We start from the raw sequence: 26,377 nt of genomic DNA, 5'->3' as shown, positions 1-26,377 counted from the left end.
GTCCACACCTGTGGATCATCCGCGTTTGAGCACCCGGGTCGCGCCGGCAGCGACCGTCGTGGCCAGAATCCAGCCGACGGCGATCAACGCGCCCGCGATCCACTGGGACGGGCCGACCATCCGCCACTTGTTGTCCTGGCCGAGGTCGATGATGGGCAGCAGCAGGTCGGTGGCGAGCAGCGGCGGGTTCCACACCGGGTTCACGTCGACGTCGAGGTTCACCATCCGGTGGCCGAGGAACCACAGCGTGCCCAGCAGCCAGAACAGCGTCAGCCACACGATGGCCAGCCACGGCCGGTAGCCGTAGCCCACAGTCCAGTCCTGCAGCCTGCCCCACGCCCGGCCCGCGAGGTGCAGTTCGGCGTAGCGCCTGCGCTGGCGCTCCAACTGCACCTTCTGCGCCAGCTCCTCGTCGCCGCCCGCGGAGTACACCGCGGCGAGCTGCTCGTACGGGCCCGGCGCGAAGTCCGGCTGCACGGCGCGCAGCCAGGCCAGCCGGGTCTGCACCGGCACGTTCGGGTAGGAGCTGATCGCCTGGTAGGTGAAGTCCTCCAGGTCGATACCGCCGTCGGCCTCCCACAGCGCGGGCCCGTCGATGACCGACACGGCACTGACCCGGGTGAGCACGATCTGGCCCTTCGGCGGCCTGCGCGGCGAGAACGCGAGCACGAGCTCCTGCGCGGTGAGCCCATAGGCCGACAGCGCCTTGTCCGCGACCGGGTGGCCGGGGCCGGAGCGGCCGCCGAGCCGGGCGCCCGCGAAGGTGGCCATCTTGCCGACCTCGACCAGCCGCACCCGCACCCCGCCGGTCGCCCGGAAGCCGTGGCTGCACAGCAAGTCCTTGCCTACCGTGGCGACCCGCGCGTCCAGCGACGGCTTGACCGTGCCGTTCGCGCGGATGCGCGGCTTGAGCAGGCGAGCGCCGGAACAGTCCAGGGTGGAGCCGATGTTCGCGTTCTGCAGCCGCACGGATCCGCTGATCCGCACCTTGCGCAGGAACAGGGTGCCGCCGACGCGCAGCCGGTCGGCGAACAGCGCATCGATAGCCGGCGCGTGCAGTCGTGCGCCGGACAGGCTGGCGCTGCCATGGACGACCGCGTCGACCAGGCGGACCTGGCCGTACGCGCGCAGGGCCGAGCGCCGTTCGCCGTCGGAGTCGATCCGCCCGCGCACCGCACCGCGGGCCTCCACGTCGCCGCCGACCTCGACGCCGTCGGCCACCAGGGCGACCGGTACCGAGTCGACCGCCCGCCCGGCGGCGAACGCCGCGGACAGCCTGGCCACGACCTTGGGAATGCCTATGGTGGCGCCGGAGAGCAGAACGTGGCCGCCGATCCGCGCACCGCGCAGGCGGACCGCGCCGACCGCGGTGAACCCCGCGTCGAGCTTGACGTCGCCGTCGACGCGCACGCGGTCGGCGTCCAGGACGGTGTGGTCCTCGGCGACGCCGCGGGGGATGACCATGACCTGGCTGTCGGTGGCCTGCGCGTCGTGCAGGTAGGCGCCGGAGAACACCGCGTCGCCGCCGATCCGGGCGCCCGCGAGCACGACGGCGCCCGCGGCGTCGAACCGGCCGCCGCCCGTGTCGCAGAGCAGATTGCCCGTGACGACCAGGCCGGTGGCCTCCAGCGCGTCGCCGACCGGGTGGACCAGGCTCGCGCCGGTTAGGTAGACGCTGCCGCCGACGTTCGCGCCGCGCAGCCGCACCTCACCGAACGCCCGCAGCGCCACCGCCTGGACCGACCCGGACACCCGCAGCCGCGCGCCCAGCAGCGCGCCGGACTTCGGGTTGCGCAGCACGGAACCCGACAGGCGCAGCGTGCCGTCGACGGTGGCGTCGGTGAGGTCGAGGACGCCGTTGCAGGTGAACCCGGCTTCGAGCACCAGGTCGCTGCTCACCCGAAGGTTCCGCGCCCGCAGGCCCGGGGTGTGGCAGCCGCGCAGGCTCAGCGCGGTCAGCCGGGCCATGCGCAGGATCGGCGCCTGGTCGAAGTGGCAGCGGCGCAGGGTGATGACGTGGCGCACCCGGCGGCCTTCGAGGTCCAGCCTGCCGGTGACGACGGCGCGGTCGAGGCGCAGCGCGGGCATCGCGCCGTCGTCGAGCGGGTAGGCGTCGGTGAGCAGCGCGGCCAACACGGGGGCACGGACCGCGCGGTCCGCGCGCCCGGTGAGGTCGAGGTGGGTGCCGGTGGTGAACGCCGCGCGGACGGCCCGCTCGGTGTCGGTGAGCGCGGACAGCGGCACGTAGTCGGTCACATGGTCATCACATCAGACGCATCCGTCGCCGCGGACCGGTTCGCCAGATACCGTGATCGCGATGACCAGAAACCGCGTCGCGGGCATGAAGCACCGGTCGACGCCTCCGAGCAACGACGTCACCCCGCTGGTGCCCAAGGGACTACGGGTCAGCGCGGCGCTGGCCTGGCGGTTCCTGATGATCATCGGCGCGCTGTACGTCATCATCTACCTGTTGGGCTACTTCTCCCATGTGGTGATCCCGATAGCCATCGCGCTGCTGCTCGCGGCGCTGATGGCGCCCGGCGTCGGCAAGCTGGTCGAGTGGCGGGTGCCGCGCGGGCTGGCCGCCACCATCGTGATGGTCGGCGGGCTCGCCGTGGTCGGCGGCGTGCTGACGTTCGTGATCACCGAGTTCAGCAACGGCCTGCCCCAGCTCCAGAGCCAGGTCAACGACAGCCTCGACGCGATCCGGGAGTGGCTGGCCAACGGGCCGCTGCACCTGCGTCAGGACCAGATCCAGGGCTATCTGGACGACGCGATCAACGCGATCAAGGAGAACCAGTCGGCGATCACCTCGGGGGCGATCACCACGGCCACCACGATCGGCGAGGTGCTCACCGGGCTGGTGCTGACGCTGTTCATCCTCATCTTCATGCTCTCCGACGGCGCCGGGATGTGGCGGTTCATCGTGCGCGGCGTGCCCGCGACGGTCCGCGACCGGGTCGACGTGGCGGGCAGGCGCTCGTTCGCCTCGCTGGTCAGCTACGTGCGGGCGACCGCGGCGGTGGCCGTGTTCGACGCCGTCGGCATCGGGATCGGCCTGTGGATCATCGGCGTCCCGCTGGTGGTGCCGCTGGCCGCGCTGGTGTTCCTCACCGCGTTCATCCCGATCATCGGTGCGCTCATCGCGGGCACGGTGGCGATACTGATCGCGCTCGTGGCGAACGGGTTCGTCTCGGCGCTGATCGTGCTCGTCGTGGTGATCGGCGTGATGCAGATCGAGAGCCACGTGTTGCAGCCGCTGCTGCTCGGTCGCGCGGTGAAGCTGCACCCGCTGGCTGTCGTGCTCGCCATCGCGGTCGGCCTGATCGCGGCGGGCATCGCGGGCGCGCTGCTGGCCGTGCCGCTGCTCGCGGTGCTCAACTCGGGCATCCGGTCCCTGCTGAGCGAAACCGAGGCCGCGCCGGAAGACGTCGAGGTGCTCGATGACGCGGGCTCGCGGCCCAACGCCGAGGCCGACGACGAAACCGGAGACGACACCGAAGACGCCGAGGACGCGGCGGCCGACCCGGAGCCGACCCGGCCGTGACGCGCGGGGTCCGGCTGCCCGGCGAGCGCTACCGCGGCCCGGACCGGCCCGAGCCGAAGGACCCGACGGCGCCGCTGTGGCGGGCCGCGGTGCTGCTGCGGATCATGACGCTGCTGTTCGCCGCCGGGGTCGTGGCCATGCACCAGTCCGAGTACGCGAGCGCCGCGCTGGCCTGGGTCACGGTCGGGATCATGGCGGGCTGGACAGCGGTCACCTCCGTGGTCTACCTGCGCGACGCCCGCGGTCCGCTGTGGTTCACCGTGCTCGACCTGGCCGTGTGCCTCGGCGCGATGGCGATGTCGCGGCTGGTGCTCACTGACGAGCAGATGACCGAGTTGGGCGTACCGCTGGTGCCGACGGTGTGGGTCACGGCCGTGGTCGCGGTCGGCGCCGTGCGCGCGGGCATGGTCGGCGGCACGGTGTTCGGGCTGGTGGTGTCGCTGGCCAACTACGGCGTGCGCGGATATGTCGACACGGACCTGACCCGCGACCTGGTGCTGCTGGTCGGCATCGGGTTCGTGCTCGGCCTGGCCACGACAACTTCGCGGCAGTCGGCGGAGCGGCTGGCCAAGGCCCTGCGGGTCGAGGCGGCGACGGCCGAGCGGGAGCGGCTGGCGCGCTCCATCCACGACAGCGTGCTGCAGGTGCTGGCCCGGGTCGGCAAACGCGGGCGCGAGCTGGGTGGCGAGGCGGCCGAGTTGGCCGAGTTGGCAGGCAGGCAGGAGGTGGCGCTGCGCGCGCTGGTCGCGGCCGCGCCGCTGGAGTCCACCGCGGACGGCGCGGCCGACCTACGGCCCCGGCTGCAGGTGCTGGCCACGGACAGGTACCAGGTGTCGGTGCCCGCGACGCCGGTCATGGTCGCCGACTCGGCGGCCACCGAGCTGGCCTACCTGGTGCAAGAGACCTTGGCGAACGTCGACAAGCACGCCGGGCCGGGCGCGCGGGCCTGGGTGCTGCTCGAAGACCTGGGCGCCGAGGTGGTGCTGAGCATCCGCGACGACGGCGTCGGCATCGCCGCGGGCCGGATCTCGGCCGCCGAGGGCGAGGGCCGGATGGGCATCGCCCGGTCGATCCGGGGCCGGGTGACCGAGCTGGGCGGCACCATCACCCTGGAGACGGCGCCGGACGCCGGGACGGATTGGGAGGTGCGGGTGCCGCGGGTCGGGCGCAGAGGCATGAGGGGGAGACAGTGACCGAAGGGCGGATCTCGGTGATGGTGGTCGACGACCACCCGATCTGGCGCGACGGCGTGGCCCGCGACCTGTCCGAACGCGGGTTCGACGTGCGCGCGACCGCGGGCGACGCGCCCTCGGCGGTGCGCATCGCCCGCGCGGTGCGGCCGGACGTGGTGCTCATGGACCTCAACCTGGGCGCCGAGTCCGGTGTGGACGCCACCCGGCAGATCACCGCCGACCTGGCGGCCACCCGAGTGCTGGTGCTGTCGGCCAGCGGTGAGCACGACGACGTGCTGGAGGCGGTGAAGGCGGGCGCGTCCGGCTACCTGGTGAAGTCCGCGTCCGCCGAGGAGCTGGTGGCCGCGGTACGCCGGACGGCGGCGGGCGACGCGGTGTTCACCGCGGGCCTCGCCGGGCTGGTGCTCGGCGAGTACCGGCGGATGGCCGCGGGCCCCGAGGACGGCGCAACGCCGCGGCTGACCGACCGGGAGACCGAGGTGCTGCGGCTGGTGGCGAAGGGGCTCACGGCCCGCCAGATCGCCGACCGGCTCGTGCTCTCGCACCGCACCGTGGAGAACCACGTGCAGTCGACGCTGCGGAAACTCCAGCTCCACAACCGCGTCGAGTTGGCCAGGTACGCGATCGAACACGGCTTGGACACCGAGCCCGAGCAGTAGGCTGGTTCCGTGACAGAAGCGCGGCCGCCCGGCCCGATCGACCCGCGAGACCTGCGCGTCTCCGACGCCGAACGCGAGCACGTGATCACGGTGCTGCAGAAGGCGATCGGGCACGGCCTGATCAACCTCGACGAGTTCACCACGCGCACCGACATCGCGCTCGCCGCGCGCACCCGGTCCGAGCTGAACGGTGTCCTGGTCGACCTGCCCGGCGTGGTCAACCGCGACCTGCCCGGCGCTGTCGCAAGCAGGCCGGTCGAGTTCCGCTCGACCATGTCCTCGGTCAAGCGCAACGGCAACTGGGTGGTCCCACAGGACATCCTCATCCGCAACCGGATGGGCTCCACCGACCTGGACTTCACCGAGGCGGTCATCGACCACGCGGAGGTGCGCGTCGAGGTGGACGTGGCAGGCGGATCGGTGGAGCTGCTGATGCCGGAGAGCGCGTCGGTGGACGCGGACGACGTCCAGGTGACCGCGGGCAGCGTCACCAACAAGGTCAGGGGTGGCGCGCGCCTCGGCGGTACGCATTTCGTCATCGTCGGGACGGTCACAGCCGGGTCGCTGACCATCCGCAGGCCGACCTACGTGCGCATCGGGTCGCTGACGATCCGCAGGCCGTGGAAGGTCTCCTGGGACAACTAGGCTGATCTGGCGGTGTGGACGTAAGGCAGACTCCGCGCGGGCACACATCCCGCTGCATCGGAGGAATCGTGAAGGCTCTGGTCAAACTCGCCCCGGGCCCCGGCCTGGACCTCGTGGAGGTCCCGGACCCGAAGCCGGGACCGGGTGAGATCCTGCTGCGCGTGCTGCGCACCGGCATCTGCGGCACCGACCTGCACATCGATTCCTGGGACGACTGGGCGGCCAAGACCGTCCAGGCTCCGCTCACCCTCGGCCACGAGTTCGTCGGCGAGGTGGTCGAGGTCGGCGCCGCGGTCACCAAGGTCAAGGTCGGCGACCTGGTCAGCGGCGAGGGGCACCTGATCTGCGGCACCTGCCGCAACTGCCGGGCCGGGCGCAGGCACCTGTGCGCCAACACGATCGGCCTTGGCGTGCACACCGACGGGGCGTTCGCCGAGTACGCGGTGCTGCCCGAGCAGAACGCGTGGGTGCACAGCCACCACGTCGACCTGGACGTCGCCGCGATCTTCGACCCGTTCGGCAACGCGGTGCACACGGCGCTGTCGTTCCCGATCCTCGGCGAGGACGTGCTGATCACGGGCGCGGGCCCGATCGGGCTGATGGCCGCCGCGGTCGCCAAGCACGCGGGCGCCCGGCACGTGGTGATCACCGACGTCAGCGAGCCGCGGCTGGAGTTGGCCCGCAAGATCGGCGTCAGCCTGGCGCTCGACGTCAGCACGACGTCGGTGGCCGAGGTCTACCGCGAGCTGAGCATGACCGAGGGCTTCGACGTGGGCATGGAGATGTCCGGCCAGCCCTCCGCGCTGCGCGAGATGATCGCCAACATGTGCCACGGCGGCAAGATCGCCATGCTCGGCCTGCCCGCGCGGGAGATCGCGATCGACTGGAGTTCGGTCGTGCTCAAGATGATCACCATCAAGGGCATCTACGGCCGCGAGATGTTCGAGACCTGGTACGCGATGTCGGTCCTGCTGCAGGGCGGCCTCGACCTGAGCCCGGTGATCACCCACCGGTTCCACCACACCGAGCACCGGGCGGCGTTCGCCACCGCGCGCGGCGGCCGCTGCGGCAAGGTCATCATGGATTGGGAGAGCTGATGTTCGGCGCGATGCGCGAAGACCTGCTGGCTGGCCTGGCCGAGATCCGGGCGGCCGGGCTGCACAAGGCCGAGCGGGTGATCACCAGCCCGCAGCGGGCGGCGGTGAAGGTCGGCGGCGACACCGAGGTGCTGAACTTCTGCGCCAACAACTACCTCGGCCTCGCCGACCACCCCGTGCTGATCCACGCCGCGAAGGACGCCCTGGACAACTGGGGGTTCGGGATGGCGTCGGTGCGGTTCATCTGCGGGACGCAGGCGCCGCACAAGGAGTTGGAGCAGCGGCTGTCGCGGTTCCTCGGCACCGAGGACACCATCCTCTACAGCTCGTGCTTCGACGCCAATGGCGGCCTGTTCGAGACCCTGCTGACCGACCAGGACGTGGTCATCTCCGACGAGCTGAACCACGCGTCGATCATCGACGGCATCCGGCTGTGCAAGGCGGGCCGAGCGCGCTACCGCAACCGCGACATGGCCGACCTGGAGGCGCGCCTGCGGGAAGCAGAGGGCGCGCGCTACCGGCTCATCGCCACGGACGGCGTGTTCTCCATGGACGGCTACCTCGCGCCGCTGGACGAGATCTGCGCGCTCGCCGAGCGGTACGACGCCCTGGTCATGGTGGACGACTCGCACGCGGTCGGCTTCATGGGCGCCACCGGCCGCGGCACGCCCGAGCACTTCGGCGTCGGCGACCGCGTGGACATCTACACCGGCACCCTCGGCAAGGCGCTCGGCGGCGCCAGCGGCGGCTACGTCGCGGCGCACGCCGAGATCGTGGCGATGCTGCGGCAGCGGTCGCGGCCGTACCTGTTCTCCAACTCGCTGGCCCCGTCGATCACCGCCGCCGCGCTGGCGACCCTCGACCTGCTGGACTCCTCGGGCGACCTGCTGACCAGGCTGCGCGAGAACAGCGCGCTGTTCCGGTCCCGGATGACCGACGCGGGCTTCGACCTGCTGCCGGGCGAACACCCGATCATCCCGGTCATGATCGGCGACGCCGCGCGGGCCGGGCGGATGGCGGACCTGCTGCTCGACCAGGGCGTGTACGTGATCGGCTTCTCCTACCCGGTGGTGCCGCACGGCAAGGCCCGCATCCGCACCCAGATGTCGGCGGCGCACTCGACCGACGACGTGCACCGCGCGGTGGACGCCTTCATCGCGGCCCGGGACAAGATGGCCGAGTAGGTCGACACGGCCTGAGCGTCACCGCCGGGCCAGCGTCGACTGCGGCACCGCGGCGAAGATGCCCGCGCGCGCGACAGCGTCCGCGTCGCCGAGGATGACGGAGTTGACGCCTGGCCGGATGCCCGCCGCGGTCACCCAGTGCACCGTCTCGGTGGGAACCCCGAACGCGAACCTGCGCGGGTGCGGGTTCCCGTCGGCGTCGAGCAGCCGGTACGGGCGGGTGGTCACCGCCAGCCCGCCGGTGGCGTAGTGGCCGCCGCCGCGGACCGGCATGCGGTACAGCACGCACTCGCCTCTGGCCACCATGGTGCGCACCAGGGGATCGGTGGTGTGCCGCAGGTCGGGCTCGGGGAGCCGGGCCTCGATCAGCGCGGTGGCCTGCACGGTCACGTCGGGCAGCAGCCCGGACCAGGCCACGAAGCCCCGGCCGTCCGGCGCGCGGTCCACCCGCAGGTCGGGGCCGAGCACGTCGAGCACGCCCGCGTCGATCAGCGCGATCATCTCCTCGACCCGGCGCACGGGCGGCCCGATCGACAGGTACGCGTTGAGCGGCATGTACCAGCCTTGCAGGTCGTCGCGGTACGAGTCGCCACACAGCCCGCCGTGGTCGACCACCAGGCGGATCTCGTTGCGCAGGTCGCGCAGCACGTCCAGCGCGGCCTTGAGGGCACCCCGGACGTTGCCCAGCAGGGCCGCGCGCACATCGGTGTCCAAATAGGACCGCAGCCAGGCGCGGAACTCGGCGGTGCCGGTGAACCGCGTGCCGGTGTACGGCCGGGCGATCGTGTGCCAGTCCCACCGCTCGCCCTCGCCGATGCCGTACCCGGTGAGCAGGGCGGACTCGGCGTCCGGCGGGTCGGCGGCAAACGGGTCGTCCGCCCCGGGGCGACCGGCCACGGTGAGGAACCGGTCGGCGAACTCGTCGGCCGCCACCGGCCCGAGCCGTTCCCGGACGAGCGTCGCGTAGTAGACCGTCCGCACCTCGGCGTCGATCAGCGGCCACAGATCGGTGCGGAAGTCGGCGGGCTCGCCGCGGTCGGCCCTGGCGCGGAAGTCCGCGATCACCGCGTCGGTCAGCAGCCGGGGGATGTGCCTGCCCGCGGCGCCCTTCTGGTTCTCGCCGCGCGCCTGGTAGGGCACGCCGCGCCGGGACCCGGCGTACAGCTTGGGTTCCCGGCCGGACGGCCGGTACACCAGCCCGCCGTCGCCGCGGTGGAACGAGCCGCCGCGTCCGACGGTCAGCAGGGCCATGTGGTCGAAGAAGTTCAGGCCCATGCCGCGCAGCACGGTCGGCTCGCCGGGGCCGATCGCGTCGAGGCGCACGTCGGCCGGGTTGCCCGGCGGCACGTAACGCAGGCGGTGGTGCACCGCGAACCGGGTAAACGCCGCCTCGGTCGTGGTCTGCCGGTTCGGCAGGTGCCCGAGGGTGAGCACGACCGCGCCCAGGCCGGTGATGGTCTCGCCGTCGGCCAGGGTGACGATCTGGCTGCCGTCCGCGCCGTCGCGCAGGTCGATCGCGCCCGCCACGTGCAGCTCGACCCGGATGTTCGCGGGCGCGACCCGGATCAGGTGCTGCATGGTCCACGACAGGTAGTGCCCGTAGAACGCCCGCGACGGGTACGAGTCCGGGCCGAGCCGGGCCGCCTCGGCGCGCACGTGGTCCGGGATGCCCTGCGGGCTCGCGATGATCGACAGGATCGAGATGAACCGGGCCCACTCGTAGAGACTCGGTCCGCGCACGACCGGACCGTCGCACTGGACGCTGTCGTCGAGGAACACGCTGGCCTGCGAGGTGACCGTGTTCATCAGCAGCTCTGGGTCCTGGTCGGTCCGCCACACCTGCCCGCCGCCGAGCAGGTGCGGGTCGACCAGGTGCACCACCAGTTCGACGCCCTCGGACAGGCACTCGTGGGCGTTCGCACACAGCCGTTCGAACACCGACAGGCCGCGCGGGCCCAGGCCGATGACGCACAGCTTGATGGTTTCGTTCGACACCGTGCCCCCAGAGGCGGTGGGTAGGATGATCCTCAGTCGACCAGTACCGCGCCGGGGAAGGTCGCCGCCGGGTCGCAGTCCGCGGCGTAGTCGACGCCCAGGATGCCGAATCCGTACAGCGCGCGCATCTCGGCGTCGAACGCGGCCACGTCGCCGAGTTCGGCGAGGTTCTCGCTGGTGGTCGCGGCCCAGCGGTCCCACACCTGCGCCTGGACGGCGGGGTCGAACTCCCGGTCGTCCATCCTGATCCGGCCGAAGTCGTCCATCGAGGGCCGCGCGCCGTCGGCGAACCCGTCCGCGATCAGCCGCCGCCCCTGGTCGAACACGTCCTGGCGGATGCCCGCGTCGGCCAAGGCGCGCAGCAGCAGCACGGTGTAGAGCGAACTCATCGGGATGGCCACGCTGGACTGGGTGACCAGGGCCTGCATCACCGCGACGTGCGCGCCGCCGCCGGACTCCGCGAGGTGCGCGTCGAGCTGCCGGGCGGTGCGTTCGAGGTCGTCCTTGGCGGCGCCGAGGGTGCCCTGCCGGTAGGTCGGCGCCAGTTGCGGAGTGCCCACATAGGACAGTGCGACGGTGCGCGCGCCCGGCGCCAGCACGCCTGCCGAACCGAGCGCGGACAGCCAGTACGCCCAGTCCTCGCCGCCCATCACGGCGACGGTGTCCGCGATCTCCGCCTCGGTGGCCGGTCCGAGCGTCATCTCGCGGACCTGCCCGGTGGAGACCGTGTAGCCCTTCTCGGTGAAGGGCTCCCCGACCGTCTTGATCACCGAGCGGTGCACCGTGCCGGTGTGCGGGTGGGTCCGGCGCGGCGCGGCGACGCTGTAGACCACCAGGTCGACTTGGCCGAGCAGGTCGCGGACCACGTCGCAGGTGGCTGCCTTGGTCCGCTCGGCGAACGCGTCGCCGACGACCGTCGCGGCAGGCAGACCGGCTTGCCCGGCGGCCTCCTCGAACGCAGCGGACCGGTACCAGCCGGGGGTGGCCGTGCGGGTTTCGCTGCCGCCGCGCTCCAGACACACCCCCACGGTGCCGCTGCCGCCGCCGAACGCGGCACCGACCCGGGCGGCCAGCCCGAGGCCGCCGGAGCTGCCGACGACCAGGACCCGGCGCGGTGCCGCGATCGGCTCGGCCGCGCGGGCCCGGTCGAGCCACGACCGCAGGTGCGCGGCGCAGCCCGCCGGGTGGGCGGTGACGCTGAGCGGACCGCGGAAGGCGGGCGCGATGATCATTCCGGGCTCCCGGTGAGCTGGTCGGCCCGGCGCAGCAGCTTGCCGGTGGTCGTGCGCGGCAGGGTCGGGCCGACCTGGAACCGGCGCGGGATCTTGTAGGGCGCCAGGCGCTCGGCGCACCACTGGTGCAGCCGGTCGGACCCGACGCCGACGGAACTGCCGACGAACGCCGAGATCACCCCGTCGGTGATCAGCACCACGGCCTCGTCCACCTCGGGCAGGGCCAGCAGGGACTGCTCGATCTCGGTCAGGTCGATCTTGAGTCCGCCCACCACGGCCATCGAGTCGTTCCGGCCGTGCGGGGTGAGCACGCCGCGCTCGTCGAGCGTGCCCCGGTCCCCGGTGCGCAGCCAGCCCTCGCCGTACCGGTCGCCCGCCTCCGCGGACAGGTACGGCGAGGCGGCGACGGCGATCTCGATCTGACCGTCCACGACGCGCACCCGGTGGTTGCCGGACACCCAGCCGACAGCCGGGCCGACGACACCGAACGCGTCGCCCGCCACCATGCCCACCTCGGTCAGCCCGTAGGACTGGCCGAGAGTGCGCCGGTGGCGTTCGGCGAACCGGGTGTAGGTCTGCTCGGTCATCAGCTCGCCGCCGGACACGCACACCCGCACCCCGTCCAGGACGCCCCGGTCCAGGGTGGCGAGCAGGTCGAAGTGCGCGGGCACGCCGCTGACCGCCGTCGGCGCGAACGCGGTCAGCGCGGCACGCAGGTCCTTGGGCAGCGCGCGGTCGGCGAACGCCACCGTCGCGCCGGACCGCAGCGCGTGCAGCACCACGCCGACCAGCCCGAACGAGTGCGCCAGCGAGTTGAGCGCCAGCACCACGTCGCCGCCGCGCACCCAGCCGTGGAACCCGGCGAACAGGTCGAGCTCCTCGATGATCGACCCCGAAGTGCGCCCGATCACCTTGGGCAGTCCGGTCGAGCCGGAGGAGAACTGCACCACGCAGTGCTCGGTCTCGGCGGGCCTGCCCTCCGGGTCGACGGTCAGCTCGACGTCCCTGGCCGCCTGGAACGCGGTGAGCTTGCCGGTGGCGGGCGCGCTCAGCGCGATCCGCGGCCGGAACCCGCGCAGGCACGCCGCGCGCTCCGCGGGCGTCAGCCGGAAGTCGATCAGCAGCACCTGCGCGCCCAGCCGCAGCGCGCCGAGCAGGGCGGTGAGGTAGTCCACGCTCGGCGCGATCTGGACCGCCACCACCACACCCGGCCCGGCGCCCGCCGCGCTCAGCTTGTCGCTCCACCCGCGGACATCCGCGCGCAACCGCGCGTAGGACACCTCGCCGCCGATGAAGCGCACCGCGTCGCGCCGGTCCGGCGCCCCGGCCAGGACCAGGTCGTCGACCCAGTTCGACTCGGTCATGTCTCGACGCAGAACTCGTCGACCGGGTAGCCAACGTGCCTGCGGTCGGTGGCCAGGTAGCCGAGCAGTTCGGTGCCGGGGGTCAACTCGGTCACGTTGAGCACCGCGTCGCCGGGGCCGAGCACCCGCACGTGCCAGTCGTCCTGCAGGGTCAGGCTGACCTTCTCCCCGCCCGGCGCCACCGCGTTGATCTGCAGCAGCGGGCGGCGCTCCAGCTTCGAGCGGCCGACCACGATCCGGCGGGTGGAGCCGTCGGTGCGCACCGCGAGCACCGGGGAGCCGCTGCTCAGCTCGCTGAGGTAGTTGGTCCGGTTGTCGCCCTGCATGACGTAGGAGTGCAGCGCGCCCGCGTTCACCCGGAACGGCCGGGTCTTCATGTACGGCAGCGGGTGCGTCTCGCTGACGCACAGGATGAAGCCGTGCGCGAACGAGCCGACCAGGATGCCCTCGTCCTCGCCGAAGTGGCTGCAGGTGTCCACGCAGACCCGCTCGCCGACGCCGACGTGCTCGATGCTCTGCACGGTCAGCGTGGTCAGCTCCAGCGGCGGGGTGCTGTCCTGCAGCCGCTTGACCAACTCCACCACCGCGTCCGGCGCCCGCGGGGAAAGCAGCAGGCCGTCCGAGCCCTTCTCCAGCACGCCGAGGACGATCGTGGCCTCCTCGCCGTCGACCACCCGGCAGATGAGCTGACCGGCGGCCTTGTCGGCGGCGGCGATCACGATCTCCAGCGGGATCTTGGTCGGGTCGGTGAACTCGACCACGGTGCACGGCAGCCGGGCCGCGCTGGCGCAGGCCACGTCCAGCGTCTCGTGGTCGCGCACCACGATGTAGGGCGCCACGTCGTAGCGCTGACCGTCCAATCGGGACAGTTCGGCGTGCGTGCTCACCGGCAGCAGCACCAGGTCCGCGGCGAACGACGCGGACTCGGGCAGCTTCTCGGCGGTCTGCCAGCCGTCGACCTCCTTGCCCGCGTACACCTTGGTCACCGTCGGCGGCAGCTCGGCGAGCCGGGCAGGGTCGGCGTCGACGATCACGTCGGCGCGGTTGTGCAGGGCGGCCTGCCGGACGGCGTCGACCGCCTCGGCCGGAACGTCACGCAGGTCGATCCAGACAAGCTTCACTTTGTTGCTCCGGTCAGGGCGGTCAGCGCCGACGAGTCGTACGGCACGAGGGGACTGGGATCGGGGTGGATCACTTTGACGAGCTCGCGGACCACGGCGCCCGGGTCTGGGTCGCCCCAGACTCGGCGGCCGACGGCCATGCCCGCGCCGCCCGCCCGGATGATCCCGGTGGCCAGGTCGATCAGTGCGCCGCCCGCGAAGCCGCCCGCGCACACCACCGGCACGGGACTGCCCGCGACGACGGTCGCGAGTTCGTCGAGCGGACGCGGCACGTTGGTCTTGACGATGTCGGCGCCGATGTCCACCGCGATGCTGACCGCGTGCGCGATCAGCGTCGGGTCGTACGGGTCGGTGATCTGCGGGCCGCGCGGATAGACCATGGCCAGCAGCGGCATGCCGAACCGCTCGCAGGCCGACGCCACCGTGCCGAAGTCGACCAACTGCTCGCGCTCGGTGAGCGAGCCGATGTTGACGTGCACGCTCACCGCGTCCGCGCCGAGCCGCACCGCGTCCTCGACGTCGCCGACCAGCACCTTGGCGTTCGGGTCGGCGGCGTGGTTGGTGCTGGCGGACAGGTGCACGATCAACGCCGTTGAGCCGAGCGGCACCTCGGCGACCGCCCTGGCCCGTCCTTTGTGGACGATCAGGGCGTCGGCGCCCGCCCCGGCGATCTCGGCGACGATCTGCCGGAAGCGCGGCGCGGTGGCGATCGACCCGTCGGTGAGCGAGTGGTCCATCGGCACGAACAGGAACCGGTCGCCACCGGAGCGCGACAGTCGCGCCATGCGCAGTCGCTTGCCCTGGCTCATCGCGGGTCACCAGCCGCGGGCTGCGCGACCGTGCCGAGCATGGTGCAGCACGCGTCGCCCTTGCGCAGGCAGCTCACGACCTCGTTGGTCTCGAACTTCGCGCCGAGGCCCGCGAACCAGCCCTCCCGGGTCTCCAGGCAGGGGCACGCGTAAGTCTCCAGGCTGCCCGCCCGGCGCAGCATGTCCACCGCGAAGCTCTTGGAGATCTCGACCTTGAAGCTGTCCACCCCGGTCGGCTGGATGTCCCAGGTGATCATCCCGGCCGGGAACATCGCCTCGGCGCAGGTCCGGTACACCTCGACCAGCTCCGCCATGCTCAGTTCCTCGACCGGCCTGCCCAGCGTCTTGCGGACCGTGGAGCCGATCCGCTTGGCCACGAAGGCGACCGCGCTGGCGTTGAGCTCGTTCGCGACGTCGGTGCCGAACTTGGTGGCGACCTCCTGGTACCAGCGGGCGTCGTGCAGCCACCACCACTGGTACAGTTCCGGCAGACCGGGCCAGGCCGCGTCGTTCTCCTGTTGTGTCATTGCCAGACCTTTCTCGACATCGTGGCGTCCTCGACGGCCCCGGCGATCAGCGACGCGTTGTGGCCGCCGAACGCAAAGGAATTGCTCATCGCATGGGTGAGGCGCACCGCGCGGGCGGTGTCCGCGACCGGGTCGAACCGGATGGCCGGGTCGGGCCGCTCCAGGTTGATCGTCGGCGGCGCGGTGCCGGTGACCAGGGCGAGCACGGTGAAGATGAACTCCATCCCGCCGGACGCGCCCAGCAGGTGGCCGGTGATCGACTTGGTCGCGCTGCACAGCAGGCCCTCGACGTGCTCGCCGAACACCTCGTCCAGCGCGGCGATCTCGGCCGCGTCGCCGCGCTTGGTCGCGGTGGCGTGCGCGTTGACGTAGCCGACGTCCTTCGGCGCGACCCCGGAGTCCGCGAACGCCCGGCGCATGCTGTTCGCCGCGCCCCGGCCGGTCGGGTCCGGTGCCGTGGTGTGGTGCGCGTCGGTGGTCGCGCCGTAGCCCAGGAGTTCGGCGTACACCGTCGCGCCCCTGGCGCGGGCCGACTCCAACTCCTCCAGGACCACGATGCCCGCCCCCTCGCCGAGCACGAACCCGGCGCGGGACTCGTCGAACGGCCTGCTCGCCCGGGACGGGTCGTCGCCCGCGGGCGCCAGGGCCCGCATCGAGCAGAACCCGGCCAGCCCCAACGGGTGCACCGAGTACTCGGTGCCGCCCGCGACCACGATGTCGCAGTCGCCGCGCTGGATCGAGCGGAACGCGTCGCCGATCGCGTTGGCGCCCGCCGCGCACGCGGTGGCAGGCGTGGAACTCGGCCCGCGCGCGCCGAGCCGGATCGCGACCTGGGCGGTGGCCATGTTGGTGAGCATGGCGGGCACGTAGTACGGGTTCACCGCGCGCGGGCCGTGCTCGGCCAGCACGGCGGCCTCGCTGACGATCGTGGCGTACCCGCCGGACCCGGACCCGATGATCACCCCGACCCGGTCACCGTCCACTTCGGACTCGGTGGCCAGGCCTGCGTCGGCCCACGCCGTCAGCGCCGCCACGGTGGCGTACTGCGCGAACGGGTCCATCAGCCGGGCGTACTGCTTCGGAATCCACTGCACCGGGTCGAAGTCGAGCACCTGTGCGGCGAAGCCGACCTGGTAGCCGGTCGCGTCGAAGCGGTCGATCTTCGTCACCGACGACTCGCCTGCGCAGAGCTTGCGCCAGACCTCCGCGGTGTCCCAACCGAGCGGGGTGACCATGCCGATGCCGCTCACCACAACGCGACGGTCAGCCATAGTGGCCACCCACGATGTTCATCGGCTCCACCGCCGCGGCGGCCCAGCCGAACTGGTTCTCCCGCACAGCCCGCTTGCGGACCTTCCCGGTGACCCCGTGCGGCACGTCCGCGGCGACCGTCCGGCGCACCTCGTCCACTGTGGACATTCCGTGCGCGACCAGGACCGCGTCGATCCGCGCGCGCCAGGCGTCCTCGTCGAAGGCGGCATCCGGGTCGGCCAACTCCAGCAGCACCCGCACCTCCGGCTGGGACCGCTCGCCCACTCGGCTGACCACGGTGCAGTCGGCGACCTCGGCGAACTCCTGGAGCACCAACTCCTCGGCCAACACGGTGAAGACCACGCCACGCTCCGTGCGCACCGCGTCGCTGGCCCGGTCCATGTGGAAGAAGCTGCCCTGGGCGTCGCGGTACACCAGGTCGCCGGTCAGCCAGTACCCGTTCAGCCGAGAGCGGAACGTGGTCGCGGAGTCGTTCCAGTACCCGGGGGTGACCGTGGGCGAGCGCACCCCGAGCAGGCCGACTTCCATCGCGGGCAGCACCTCGCCCCGGGTGTTCAGCGCGGCGGCCTCAGCGAACAGGTACGGCTTGCCGATGCAGCGCGGCCGGGCCGGGTCGCCCGCCAGGTGCTGCCGGTGGAACAGCGCGTGCCCCATCTCCGAGGAGCCGAGTCCGTCGATGAACGTCGAGCCGCGCTCGGTCGCCCGGCCCGCCGCGGTGACCACCTCGCGGCTGCCGTGCCGGACCAGCTTCTGGATCTGCGCGTGGTGGGCGGCGTCGCCGCTGTTCCACCACAGCGTGACCGAGGACAGGTCGCGCGCGTCCAGGTCGCACCCTGCCAGCTCGCCGTAAGTGGAGCCGAACGCGGTGACCATGGTCGGCCGGAACGCCTCGATCGCGTCCAGCACCGCGTCGGCGTCCTGAGTGGACAGCAGCAGCACCGGCACGTCGTGCGTGAGCACCATGGACAGCAGCGTGACCGCCGAGTTGTGCGACGGCGGCAGCGCCGAGACGATCCGCCGGTACGCGGTCGACAGCGGCAGCCGCAGCCGGTAGTGGATGGCCGCGAACAGGCTCCGGTGGGTCATCGTGACGGCCTTGGGCACGCCGGTGGTGCCGGACGAGTGCGTGATCAGCACCGGGTCGTCGTCGTGGTGGGCGAACGGGTACCAGTCGGGCAGGTCGATCCCGCTGTCGGCCAGCTCCGCCAGCGTGGTGGTGAACCGCAGGTCGGCGCCCGCGCCCGCGGCGAGCAGGTCCTCGTCGGCGACCATTGCGACCGGGCGGAGCCGGTCGAGGTAGCTGCGCAGCGTCGCCACCGGGACCTTGGCGTTGATCAGTGCGGGAATCGCGCCCAGCCGGGTCGCGGCGAGGTAGAAGGTCGCGCAGTCCAGCACGGAGCGCGACAGCAGCGCGATCGGGTCACGGGGCCCGATGCCCCTGGCGTGCAGCCCTTGGGCGACCGCGTCCACCCTGGCCACCAGCTCGCCCAGGGACAGCTCGGTCAGCGGGTCGCCCTTGGCCGCGCCGGGCAGGTAGAGCGCGGGCGCGGCCAAGTCCCGGCCGGTCGCCAGGATCGCCCGCAGGTAGGTACCGGCGCCGATGCCGGGCGTCGCCGCCAGCGTCAGGCGCGGGTTGGCAGAGGTCATCGAGCAGGCTCCCTGGGCATGGATGCGGTGGTGAGGGCGAGGAAGGAGCGGACCGGGCGCGGCAGCAGCGCCGCAGACGAGTGGTCGTTGAGCCGGGTGCCCGCCGCGATCAGGTCGGCGCAGTCGGACTCGGTGAGCAGCACCGCGGTGCAGCACTCCCAGCCAGCCACCAGCGGCTCGCCCGACCACGTGTCGAGCGCGCGCATGGAGTCCGCGGGCCTGCGGCCGGTGCCGAGTTCGGCGTAGGCCAGCAGCACGCGGTCGACGCCGTCGGCGAACATCAGCTCGACGGTCTCCACGGCGTCGTCGTACAGCTCGGCGCCGCCCGCCAGGCAGGTCAGCGGGCCGGTGATGCCGTACTCGGTGGCGACGTGGCCGACGACGGAGTTGGGCACGGATTGGTAGAACAGCAGCGGTTGCGGCTTGCGGCCGATGGCCACGGCGGCGCTGGCCAGATCCGCCGTGGTGGTGTCGCCGAGCACCGAGGCGAGCACCATCCCGACGCCAGCGCCGTCCGGGCGGCCCGCCTCGTCCAGGCAGCGCGCCAGGGTGTGGCGCACCAGCGGGATGAACCGGGACTGCACGAACCAGGCGACCGGCGGCAGGTCGGCGGGCACCAGTCCGTCCCGCGGCGGGACACAGCCCGCGGACAGCCAGGTGTCGACATCGGCGACGTCGGTGCCCCACGGCCCGGTCGCGGCGCCGCTCGTCATGACGCCCTCCGCAGCACCAGCGCGGCGTTCGCGCCGCCGAACGCGGCGTTCACGCTGACCACCGCGTCGACCCTGGCCGCGCGCGGCCCCTCCGGGATGCAGTCCAGCTCGCAGGTCGGGTCCGGTTCGGTGAAGTTCGCCGTCGGCGGCAGCAGGCCCTCGCGCAGCGCGAGCAGGCAGATGACCGCCTCCAGCGCGCCCGAGCCCTCCAGGGCGTGCCCGGTGGTGGACTTGGTGGAGCTGACCGGCGGGCACGCCGAGCCGAACACCCGGCGCAGCGCCAGGGTCTCCGCCGGGTCGTTCACCGCGGTCGCGGTCCCGTGCGCGTTGACGTAGCCGACGTCGGCCGGGTCCAGCCGCGCCCGCCGCAGCGCCGCGGCGATCGCCCTGCTCATCCCCGAACCCTCGGGATCGGGCCTGCACACGTGGTACGCGTCCGACGCCATCCCCCAACCGTCCACTGTGGCCAGTGGCCGCGCGCCGCGGGCCCGGGCCGTGTCCAGCGCTTCGAGCACCACCACGGCCACGCCGTCGCCGAGCAGCAGACCGGTGCGGTCGAGGCTGAACGGCCGCATCGGCGGGTCGACGGTGATCGCCCGGCCGGAGTCGAACCGGGCGAAGAACTCGGCGTCCACCAGGTAGCCGCCGCCCGCGATGACGGTGTCCGCCCGCCCGAGCTCGATCAGCTTGGCGCCCTGGGCGATCGAGTCCGCCGAGGCCACGCAGCCGTTGACGAACGTGCGCCGCCTGCCGCGGGTGATGCCCGCCGACGCGGCGAGCAGGGCAGGGTGCACCCCGGCCGCGGTCGGCAGCAGGTCGGTGTCCGGCTCGTCCCAGTACCTGGTCAGGCCGGTCCAGTCGCCCTGGGTGCCGAGCAGGATCGCGGCGTCGTCGGGGGCGTCCATGCCCGCCATGGCCAGCGCGTCCGCGGTGACGTCCGCGAACGTCGCGGCCAGGGCGGGCGAGGTGTCGGCGTGCGCGGCGTGGTCGGCCCGGTGCTGCCCGAGCGCGAACCGGCTCACCCGGCGGAAGCCGTGCTTGCCCGCGAACACGGAGTCGAACAGCGCGTCCGGGCCGCGCCCGAACGCGCTGAACACGCCGAACCCGGTGATCGCCGCTTCACGCATCGGACCGGTCCATGGCCAGACCGCACAGGTGCGCGTGCATGGCCCGGACCGTGGTCAGCCCGGACAGGGCCTCGTCGTCCGGGTCGGCCGCGATGCCGTACCGCTCCTCGATCAGGTGGATCATCCAGGTCAGGGCGAGCGAGTCCAGGGCGAACATGCTGTCGGCCTCGGCGGGCACCACCTGCGCCGGACTCTCCGCGAGCAACTCGGTGAGGTCGGCGAGCGTCACCGACATGGTCAGCCCGCCTCGGCGCCCGCGAGCCTGGCTTCGAGATACCCGGCTAACTGGCCGACGGTGAACTGCACGATCTGCTCGAAGTCCTCGTCCGGGATCTGCATGCCGAACTCGCGCTCGGCGTGCACGGCGAGTTCGGCGAAGGCCAGCGACTCGAAGTCGAGTCCACCGGGGCCGAGCAGCGTGCTGTCGCTCAGTCCGGCCTCGTCGACCGGGAGGTTCATGACATCACGCACGGTCTGCGTGATGAAGGTACGGACCGGGTCGGTCACGGGTGTTCCTCTCTGGATTCTCTGGGTGTTCTTCGGCTCTTACGCACGATGGAAGATGACGGTTCAAACACCGGATGCGATCATCATCCGATTCCAGGAATTGATGGATCCGATGACGACGACCAGGTGGGCGATCTCGGTGTCGCTGAACGACTCCCGCACGGTGGCCAGGGCTTCGTGGGCAGCCGGGTTCGGCAGCGCGGTCAGGGTCTCCGCGAACCCGAGCGCGGCTTTCTGCCGCGCGTCGAAGCAGTCGGCGTCCCGCCACGCGGGCAGCGCGTCGAGCTGCTCCTCGGTGGCGCCTGCCTTGGCGCCGTCGCGGCGGTGCATCCTGATGCAGAACCCGCAGCCGTTGAGCTGGGAGACGTGCAGCCGGACGAGTTCGGTGAGCACCAGGTCGCCGGCTAGCTGAGAGACCTTCGCCTCGAAGGCGTACACCAGGTCGAAGAGCTCGGTCGCCTCGCGGCGCAGCGACAGGTGCGCGGCCATGGTTCCTCCTGATGTCGCCCGACCCCGATGGGAATGATCTTGTCAGCGCGATCCGAGCACCATCCCCGATGGGACGCGCGCGCCGCAAGCCCCTAGCCCGTGAGTACGACGCAGATCACCGACATTCGGCGGACTCAGATTTTCGGGGTTGAACCTGACGCGGCGTGAGGTCCTAGCGTCATCGGCATGAGCGGGGACGAGCGGCGCTGGAGCGTCGGCGAGTTGGCCAGGGCGACCGGGCTGACCGTGCGGACGCTGCACCACTACGACGAGATCGGGCTGGTCGAGCCCAGTGAGCGGACCTACGCCGGGCACCGCCGCTACACCGGCGCCGACGTGCGCAGGCTGTACCGGGTTCGGGCGCTGCGGTCGCTCGGGCTGGGGTTGGAGGCCATCGCGGAGACGCTGGCCGACCCCGGCGACCGCGACGCGCTCAAGCACGTGCTGGCGACCCAGCTCGCGCATCTGGACACCGAGGTGCGCCGAATGCGCGACCTGCGCGCCCAGGTGCGGTCCCTGCTCGAACGGATGAACACCGCCGCCGACGACGGCGAGGTGCTGCGGCTACTGGAGGCGATGCAGATGATCGAGAGCTACTACACCCCCGAGCAGTTGGACTACCTGGCCAAGCGGCGCGAGGAGCTCGGCGAGGACGCCATCAAGGCGGTCGAGCAGGCGTGGCCGGAGGTGATCGCGGCGATGACCGCGCACCAGCAGGCAGGCACGCCGGTCGACGACCCGGAGGTGCGCGCGCTGACGGTGCGCTGGTTCGAGCTGGTCGAGGCGTTCACGGGCGGCAACCAGGGCATCTCCGATTCCCTGTCCACCCTCTGGACCGAGCAGGGCGACGCGCTGAACCAGCAGTACGACACCGGTCTGGGCGCGGAGCTGTGGGAGTACGTCTCCCGGGCGAAGGCCGCGCTCACCCCGTGAGTTCGGCGGCCGTCGGGTAGGACGGCTGGGCACCCGGCCGGGTGACCGAGATCGCGGCGACGCGGACGGCTCGGCGGGCGGCGGTCAGCAGATCGTCGCCCGCCGCCAGGCCCGCGGCGAGGGCCCCGGTGAACGCGTCGCCAGCGCCCGTGGTGTCCACCGGATCGACCCTGGGGGTGTCGATCCGCTCGACTCCACCCGGGGTGACCACGGCGGCGCCGCGGGCGCCGAGGGTGACGACGGCGGTGCGCGGGCCGAGGTCGAGCAGCGCCCGGTGGTCGTTCGCGCCGAGCGCGGCGGCCTCGTGCTCGTTCACCACCAGCGGGTCCAGCACCGCCAGGGTCGCCACCGACAGGTCCGCGACCGGGGACAGGTTCACCACCGGCCGCACGCCCGCGGCCGCCGCCAGTGCCACGGCGTGCTCGACCACCGGCACCGGGACCTCCAGCGACGCCACCAGCACCCGCGCGGTCCCGAGCACGACGTCCGCGCAGGTCAGGGCCTGGTTGGCGCCCGGGGAGACGACGATCGAGTTCTCGCCGTCCGGGGTCACGGTGATGTAGGCGATCCCGGTGGGCCGGTCGACGCGGCGGACTCGGCCGGTGTCGACGCCCGCCGCGCGCAGCGCGTCGAGCAGCAGGTCGCCGTACCCGTCGCGGCCGACGGCGCCGACGAACGACACGGCCGCGCCCAACCTGCCCGCGGCCACGGCGGTGTTGGCGCCCTTGCCGCCGGGGAGCACCCGGACGTCCGATCCGAGCACCGTCTCCCCGCCCAGCGGCCGTCGGGGGAGCGCCACCACGAGGTCCGCGTTCGCCGACCCGACCACCACCACCGCGCTGTCCACGGCATCGACCCTAGTGCGGTGGCCGCGAACGTTTGCCGTGGTCGGCCGGTCCACGGCGTGGCTGGCGGTGCCGCGGGAAAGACGCTCGTACTGGACGTACTTGGTCTTTCTGCGGTGCCGTCAGCCGCGTCGTGGGCCTGACGAACGCGGTGAACGTTCGTGGTCGCCGCACTGGTCAGAGGTCGTTGCCAATAGCGAACGTGCGCAAGTGTGAACGAATGGGTAGTCGAACGGAGCCAGAGTGCGACAATGTGCGTCACTTGATCTGCGCGCACCTGCGAAAGGTGTTCGTGGCTAGACCCCGGCGCGGGCTTCGGTCCGCTTCGGGCGCCGGTCGGGGCCAGGGGGCCACGGCCGGTGAGCAGTGTCACCGGCGCCGGTCGCGTAGCCCCCCGAGCGATCGGCGCCGGTGGCCCTGTACCTCAGCCGACAGGCTCCAGTTCCCGCTTGTCCGCGGGCTTCTCCACTTCCGAGAGCCCGGCCCGTTCCTGCAGCCTGCGCAGCGGGCCCGGTGCCCACCAGGTGGCGTCGCCCAGCAGCCGCAGCACCGCGGGCACCAGCAGCATCCGCACGACGGTGGCGTCGAGCAGCAGGGCAACGATCATGCCCAGCCCGATGAACCGCATGCTGGCCAGCGCGGACAGCCCGAACGCGCCGGTCACCACGCCGAGCAGCAGCGCGGCGGCGGTGATCATCCGGCCGGTGCGCACCAGACCGGCCCGGATGGCGTCCCGAGTGGACAGACCGGAGTGCCGCGCCTCGACCATCCGGGACAGCAGGAACGTCTCGTAGTCGGTGGACAGCCCGAACACCACGGCGCCGATCAGCACCATCATCCCGGCCTGGATCGGCTGCGGTGTCACGTCGAGGAAGCCCGCGCCGTGGCCCTGCTGGAAGACGAACACCAGCACGCCGAACGTCGCCGACAGGCTCAGCGCGCTCACCACCACGGCCTTGATCGGCAGCAGCACCGAGCCGAACGCCAGGAACATCAGCAGCAGCGTGGCGCCGACGAGGATCGCCACCATCCACGGCACCCGCTCGACGATCGACTCGACGCTGTCCGCGACCAGCGCGGGGTACCCGCCGACGAACACCTCGCCCGCCGCGGGCACCGCGCGCAGCCCGTCGATGGCGTCGCGCGCCTGCTGCGAGTTGGCGTCGCCCGCGAGCGGCGCGGTCAGGGTGACGATGTCGCCGCCCGCACCGGTCGGCGACACGCCGAGCACGCCGGGCACCCGGCTCGCCGCGGCGGTGAAGTCCCGCACGGCGGTCTGCTCGGGCGCGGCGCCGTCGGTGCCGCGCAGCACGATCTGCGCGATGTTGGTGCCCGCCGCGGGGAAGTTCGCCGTGATCGCCTCGGCGGTGACCCGGCTCGGGTCGCCGGGCGGGAGCTGGGTGACGTCGGCGCCGCCGAACCGGACGTCGCCGAGGGGCAGCGCGAGCAGGATCAGCACGCCGACGATCGGCGCGACGAACCAGGTCGGGCGGCGCATCACCGCGTCGGCGATGCGGCCGAGCAGCTTCGACTCGCCGCCGGACCGGCGCCGCCACTTGGGTAGGGCCAGCTTGTCCACGCGGTGGCCCAGGATGCCGAGCAGCGCGGGCAGCAGGGTGAGCGAGAGGGTGGCGGCGATCGCGACGGCCGCCATGCCGCCGTAGGCCATGGACTTGAGGAAGTCCATGGGGAACACCAGCAGCCCGGACAGCGCGATCACCAGCAGCGTTGCCGAGAAGGCGACGGTCCGGCCCGCGGTGGCGACCGTGCGGCGCACGGCGTCGGCGGGCTCGGCACCGCCCGCCAGCTCCTCGCGGTACCGGCCGACGATGAACAGGCCGTAGTCGATGGCCATACCGAGGCCGAGCAGGATCGCGACGTTGACCGCGAAGTTGTTGATCTCCAGGCCGAGGCTGAGCAGCCGCAGCACGCCGAGCGAGCCGATGATCGACAGCCCGCCGATGAGCACCGGCAGCGACGCGGCGACGAGGCTGCCGAAGATGACCACGAGCAGGATCAGGGTGACCGGCAGCGAGATGGCCTCCGCGACCGCGAGGTCGTCGGTGGACCGCTGGGTTATCGCCTGCTCGGTCGACGCCCGACCGCCGATCTGGGTCTGCACGCCGTCCACCGGCAGCAACTTCTCGATCGCCGTGAAGGCGCTCTGCTGGGCGTCGCGATCGTCGCCCGCGAGGGTGATGGTGGCCAGGGCCATCCGCTTGTCGGGCGTGGCGAGGGCGGGTTGACCCGTGCTCCAGTAGTCGACGCGCTGGGCGATCCGGTCCGCGGGCAGGCCGTTCAGCGCGGCTGTCACCCGCTGGGCGAACGCCGGGTCGTCAACCGTCCCGCCTGCGGGAGCGGTGTAGAGCACGACCACGTCGGCCGACCGCTGCCCGAGCTGCTCCTCGATGATCCTGGCGACCTGCGCCGACTCGCTGCCCGGGTCGTCGTAGCCGCCCTGGGTGAGCTTGTCGAACACGCCGAGGCCCCATAAGCCGCCCGCGACGGTGACCAAGAGCGTCGCGACCAGCACCACCCAACGTCTGCGGTGTACCGCCGAACCCCATGATGCGAACACTGGCTCTCCTCCTAGCGGTGGTGGTTCCCACCGACTACGGCTACGGTCTGTGAACACGGGAAACTGAATAAACACCGTTCACTTGCCGGTAGAGTACGACTAGTTAACGCCGTTCACAAGAACGTGAGGAGAGTAATGACGCAGGCCACACGACGCGAACGTGGCCGAGCGGACACGGATCGGGAGATCCGCCGCCACGCTCGAACACTCCTGGTGAGCGACGGGCCGCAAGCCGTCACCCTTCGGGCGATCGCCCGGGAAGTGGGCATCACCGCGCCCGCGCTCTACCGCTACTACGCCTCGCGCGAAGACCTGCTCGAACACCTGCGCAACGACGTGTGCGCCGACCTGGCCGCCGAACTGGCGGGCGACCTCGACAGAGTGCCCGCGGACCACATCGAGCAGGTGTTGGCGATCTGCCGGGGATTCCGCCGCTGGGCGCTGGCCCACCCGCAGGAGTTCATCCTGGTCTTCGCCTCACCCGAGGCGAACGCGTACTGCTCCAGCGACGACACCACGATCGCGCAGGACTCCTTCGGCCGGATCTTCCTCGGCGTCGCGGCGCGCGTGCTCGCCGCCGGACAGCTCACCACGCCACCCGACCGCGACATCCCGGAATCGCTGCACGCCGACCTGGCCCAGTTCCGCACGGAACTGCTCGCGACCATCGCGCAGACCGGCGTCGACATGCCCGTGGACCGGCTCAGCATCGGCACCGCGTACGTGATGCTGCAGTTCTGGGTGCGGCTCTACGGACAGGTGACGCTGGAGGTGTTCGGCCAGTTCCCGTTCCAGGTGACCGACGCCGAGGGGCTGTTCGAGACGATGCTGCTCGACCTCGCGGGCGAGATCGGCCTCTGCTGACCGGCCACCGCCTCAGTGCTGCGCGCCCG

At 72.1% G+C, this 26,377-nt stretch carries 24 protein-coding genes; 8 read left to right on the top strand and 16 right to left on the bottom strand.

The genetic code is table 11. The features are described 5' to 3' along the window. Window positions 1-15: 15 nt before the first annotated feature. Entirely contained in the window at window positions 16-2,256 is a 2,241-nt protein-coding gene (locus ACT4N7_RS13270; RefSeq protein WP_444828997.1) for a hypothetical protein, read from the bottom strand. A 61-nt stretch (window positions 2,257-2,317) separates the two neighbouring features. On the opposite strand from ACT4N7_RS13270, the gene ACT4N7_RS13265 reads away from it, so the two are divergent. The 6 genes from ACT4N7_RS13265 to ACT4N7_RS13240 all read left to right on the top strand — a co-directional run bounded on the left by ACT4N7_RS13265 (window position 2,318) and on the right by ACT4N7_RS13240 (window position 8,325). Further along, entirely contained in the window at window positions 2,318-3,547 is a 1,230-nt protein-coding gene (locus ACT4N7_RS13265; protein WP_444828996.1) for an AI-2E family transporter, read from the top strand. After that, window positions 3,544-4,740 (top strand): MacS family sensor histidine kinase, encoded by a 1,197-nt coding sequence (gene macS / locus ACT4N7_RS13260; RefSeq protein ID WP_444828995.1) that lies wholly within the window; start codon window positions 3,544-3,546, stop codon window positions 4,738-4,740. Before ACT4N7_RS13265 ends, macS begins: the two co-directional genes overlap by 4 nt. Beyond that, window positions 4,737-5,399, top strand: a complete 663-nt coding sequence (locus ACT4N7_RS13255; protein ID WP_444828994.1) for a response regulator — start codon at window positions 4,737-4,739, stop codon at window positions 5,397-5,399. Before macS ends, ACT4N7_RS13255 begins: the two co-directional genes overlap by 4 nt. Window positions 5,400-5,408: 9 nt before the next feature. Further along, window positions 5,409-6,044 carry a DUF1707 SHOCT-like domain-containing protein gene (locus ACT4N7_RS13250; protein WP_444828993.1) on the top strand — a complete coding sequence of 212 codons (636 nt, stop codon included), beginning with the start codon at window positions 5,409-5,411 and terminating at the stop codon, window positions 6,042-6,044. Between the two features lie 68 nt (window positions 6,045-6,112). Continuing rightward, window positions 6,113-7,141, top strand: coding sequence for an L-threonine 3-dehydrogenase (tdh, locus tag ACT4N7_RS13245; RefSeq protein WP_444828992.1), 1,029 nt, complete (start codon window positions 6,113-6,115; stop codon window positions 7,139-7,141). Further along, window positions 7,141-8,325: a glycine C-acetyltransferase gene (locus tag ACT4N7_RS13240; protein ID WP_444829042.1), complete on the top strand. Its 1,185-nt coding sequence runs from the start codon at window positions 7,141-7,143 to the stop codon at window positions 8,323-8,325. The genes tdh and ACT4N7_RS13240 overlap by 1 nt, the downstream gene beginning before the upstream one ends. Before the next feature lie 18 nt (window positions 8,326-8,343). Here the strand turns inward: ACT4N7_RS13240 and ACT4N7_RS13235 are convergent, their stop codons facing one another. From ACT4N7_RS13235 to ACT4N7_RS13175, 13 genes are all read right to left on the bottom strand, one after another. Further along, the gene (locus ACT4N7_RS13235; protein WP_444828991.1) at window positions 8,344-10,320 is read right to left on the bottom strand and encodes an FAD/NAD(P)-binding protein; all 1,977 of its coding nucleotides are present in this window, start codon (window positions 10,318-10,320) and stop codon (window positions 8,344-8,346) included. A gap of 32 nt (window positions 10,321-10,352) precedes the next feature. Beyond that, window positions 10,353-11,552 (bottom strand): enoyl-ACP reductase FabV, encoded by a 1,200-nt coding sequence (gene fabV / locus ACT4N7_RS13230; protein ID WP_444828990.1) that lies wholly within the window; start codon window positions 11,550-11,552, stop codon window positions 10,353-10,355. Next, on the bottom strand, window positions 11,549-12,916 hold the full coding sequence (locus ACT4N7_RS13225; RefSeq protein ID WP_444828989.1) for a class I adenylate-forming enzyme family protein: 1,368 nt from the start codon (window positions 12,914-12,916) through the stop codon (window positions 11,549-11,551). The genes fabV and ACT4N7_RS13225 overlap by 4 nt, the downstream gene beginning before the upstream one ends. After that, on the bottom strand, window positions 12,913-14,037 hold the full coding sequence (locus ACT4N7_RS13220) for a 3-dehydroquinate synthase II family protein (RefSeq protein WP_444828988.1): 1,125 nt from the start codon (window positions 14,035-14,037) through the stop codon (window positions 12,913-12,915). Before ACT4N7_RS13220 ends, ACT4N7_RS13225 begins: the two co-directional genes overlap by 4 nt. After that, window positions 14,034-14,846, bottom strand: a complete 813-nt coding sequence (locus tag ACT4N7_RS13215; protein ID WP_444828987.1) for a 2-amino-3,7-dideoxy-D-threo-hept-6-ulosonate synthase — start codon at window positions 14,844-14,846, stop codon at window positions 14,034-14,036. Before ACT4N7_RS13215 ends, ACT4N7_RS13220 begins: the two co-directional genes overlap by 4 nt. Continuing rightward, the gene (locus ACT4N7_RS13210) at window positions 14,843-15,373 is read right to left on the bottom strand and encodes a hypothetical protein (RefSeq protein ID WP_444828986.1); all 531 of its coding nucleotides are present in this window, start codon (window positions 15,371-15,373) and stop codon (window positions 14,843-14,845) included. The genes ACT4N7_RS13215 and ACT4N7_RS13210 overlap by 4 nt, the downstream gene beginning before the upstream one ends. Further along, window positions 15,370-16,644, bottom strand: a complete 1,275-nt coding sequence (fabF, locus tag ACT4N7_RS13205) for a beta-ketoacyl-ACP synthase II (protein WP_444828985.1) — start codon at window positions 16,642-16,644, stop codon at window positions 15,370-15,372. Before fabF ends, ACT4N7_RS13210 begins: the two co-directional genes overlap by 4 nt. Beyond that, the gene (locus tag ACT4N7_RS13200; RefSeq protein WP_444828984.1) at window positions 16,637-18,292 is read right to left on the bottom strand and encodes a class I adenylate-forming enzyme family protein; all 1,656 of its coding nucleotides are present in this window, start codon (window positions 18,290-18,292) and stop codon (window positions 16,637-16,639) included. Before ACT4N7_RS13200 ends, fabF begins: the two co-directional genes overlap by 8 nt. Then, window positions 18,289-19,005, bottom strand: a complete 717-nt coding sequence (locus ACT4N7_RS13195; protein WP_444828983.1) for a hypothetical protein — start codon at window positions 19,003-19,005, stop codon at window positions 18,289-18,291. Before ACT4N7_RS13195 ends, ACT4N7_RS13200 begins: the two co-directional genes overlap by 4 nt. After that, the gene (locus ACT4N7_RS13190; protein WP_444828982.1) at window positions 19,002-20,132 is read right to left on the bottom strand and encodes a beta-ketoacyl-[acyl-carrier-protein] synthase family protein; all 1,131 of its coding nucleotides are present in this window, start codon (window positions 20,130-20,132) and stop codon (window positions 19,002-19,004) included. Before ACT4N7_RS13190 ends, ACT4N7_RS13195 begins: the two co-directional genes overlap by 4 nt. After that, window positions 20,125-20,367, bottom strand: coding sequence for a hypothetical protein (locus ACT4N7_RS13185; RefSeq protein WP_444828981.1), 243 nt, complete (start codon window positions 20,365-20,367; stop codon window positions 20,125-20,127). Before ACT4N7_RS13185 ends, ACT4N7_RS13190 begins: the two co-directional genes overlap by 8 nt. A 2-nt stretch (window positions 20,368-20,369) precedes the next feature. Further along, a complete protein-coding gene (locus ACT4N7_RS13180; RefSeq protein ID WP_444828980.1) occupies window positions 20,370-20,639 on the bottom strand; it encodes an acyl carrier protein in 270 nt (89 codons plus the stop codon). Between the two features lie 63 nt (window positions 20,640-20,702). Next, complete coding sequence (locus ACT4N7_RS13175) at window positions 20,703-21,128, bottom strand: carboxymuconolactone decarboxylase family protein (protein ID WP_444828979.1); 426 nt, start codon at window positions 21,126-21,128, stop codon at window positions 20,703-20,705. A gap of 186 nt (window positions 21,129-21,314) precedes the next feature. Between ACT4N7_RS13175 and ACT4N7_RS13170 the strand changes: the two genes are divergently transcribed. Then, the gene (locus tag ACT4N7_RS13170) at window positions 21,315-22,061 is read left to right on the top strand and encodes a MerR family transcriptional regulator (protein WP_444828978.1); all 747 of its coding nucleotides are present in this window, start codon (window positions 21,315-21,317) and stop codon (window positions 22,059-22,061) included. Here the strand turns inward: ACT4N7_RS13170 and ACT4N7_RS13165 are convergent. Beyond that, window positions 22,051-22,908 carry a ribokinase gene (locus tag ACT4N7_RS13165; RefSeq protein WP_444828977.1) on the bottom strand — a complete coding sequence of 286 codons (858 nt, stop codon included), beginning with the start codon at window positions 22,906-22,908 and terminating at the stop codon, window positions 22,051-22,053. The genes ACT4N7_RS13170 and ACT4N7_RS13165 overlap by 11 nt on opposite strands. A 422-nt stretch (window positions 22,909-23,330) precedes the next feature. Further along, entirely contained in the window at window positions 23,331-25,484 is a 2,154-nt protein-coding gene (locus tag ACT4N7_RS13160; protein ID WP_444828976.1) for an MMPL family transporter, read from the bottom strand. 135 nt (window positions 25,485-25,619) lie between these two features. On the opposite strand from ACT4N7_RS13160, the gene ACT4N7_RS13155 reads away from it, so the two are divergent. Next, the gene (locus ACT4N7_RS13155; protein ID WP_444828975.1) at window positions 25,620-26,348 is read left to right on the top strand and encodes a TetR/AcrR family transcriptional regulator; all 729 of its coding nucleotides are present in this window, start codon (window positions 25,620-25,622) and stop codon (window positions 26,346-26,348) included. The last annotated feature ends 29 nt before the right edge of the window (window positions 26,349-26,377 follow it).

The sequence above is a fragment of the Actinokineospora sp. genome (assembly GCF_052390155.1).
Classification (GTDB): Bacteria; Actinomycetota; Actinomycetes; order Mycobacteriales; family Pseudonocardiaceae; genus Actinokineospora.
This window is presented reverse-complemented; position numbering and strand designations above follow the sequence as displayed.

Excerpts from the sequence above, each read along its gene's own strand:
- ACT4N7_RS13185 (WP_444828981.1), bottom strand. The coding sequence starts at position 20,367 with ATGTCGGTGACGCTCGCCGACCTCACCGAGTTGCTCGCGGAGAGTCCG.
- ACT4N7_RS13215 (WP_444828987.1), bottom strand. The coding sequence starts at position 14,846 with ATGAGCCAGGGCAAGCGACTGCGCATGGCGCGACTGTCGCGCTCCGGT.
- ACT4N7_RS13225 (WP_444828989.1), bottom strand. The coding sequence starts at position 12,916 with ATGACCGAGTCGAACTGGGTCGACGACCTGGTCCTGGCCGGGGCGCCG.
- ACT4N7_RS13210 (WP_444828986.1), bottom strand. The coding sequence starts at position 15,373 with ATGACACAACAGGAGAACGACGCGGCCTGGCCCGGTCTGCCGGAACTG.
- ACT4N7_RS13265 (WP_444828996.1), top strand. The coding sequence starts at position 2,318 with ATGACCAGAAACCGCGTCGCGGGCATGAAGCACCGGTCGACGCCTCCG.
- ACT4N7_RS13170 (WP_444828978.1), top strand. The coding sequence starts at position 21,315 with ATGAGCGGGGACGAGCGGCGCTGGAGCGTCGGCGAGTTGGCCAGGGCG.
- fabF (WP_444828985.1), bottom strand. The coding sequence starts at position 16,644 with ATGGCTGACCGTCGCGTTGTGGTGAGCGGCATCGGCATGGTCACCCCG.
- ACT4N7_RS13195 (WP_444828983.1), bottom strand. The coding sequence starts at position 19,005 with ATGACGAGCGGCGCCGCGACCGGGCCGTGGGGCACCGACGTCGCCGAT.
- ACT4N7_RS13190 (WP_444828982.1), bottom strand. The coding sequence starts at position 20,132 with ATGCGTGAAGCGGCGATCACCGGGTTCGGCGTGTTCAGCGCGTTCGGG.
- ACT4N7_RS13200 (WP_444828984.1), bottom strand. The coding sequence starts at position 18,292 with ATGACCTCTGCCAACCCGCGCCTGACGCTGGCGGCGACGCCCGGCATC.
- ACT4N7_RS13155 (WP_444828975.1), top strand. The coding sequence starts at position 25,620 with ATGACGCAGGCCACACGACGCGAACGTGGCCGAGCGGACACGGATCGG.
- ACT4N7_RS13240 (WP_444829042.1), top strand. The coding sequence starts at position 7,141 with ATGTTCGGCGCGATGCGCGAAGACCTGCTGGCTGGCCTGGCCGAGATC.
- fabV (WP_444828990.1), bottom strand. The coding sequence starts at position 11,552 with ATGATCATCGCGCCCGCCTTCCGCGGTCCGCTCAGCGTCACCGCCCAC.
- ACT4N7_RS13175 (WP_444828979.1), bottom strand. The coding sequence starts at position 21,128 with ATGGCCGCGCACCTGTCGCTGCGCCGCGAGGCGACCGAGCTCTTCGAC.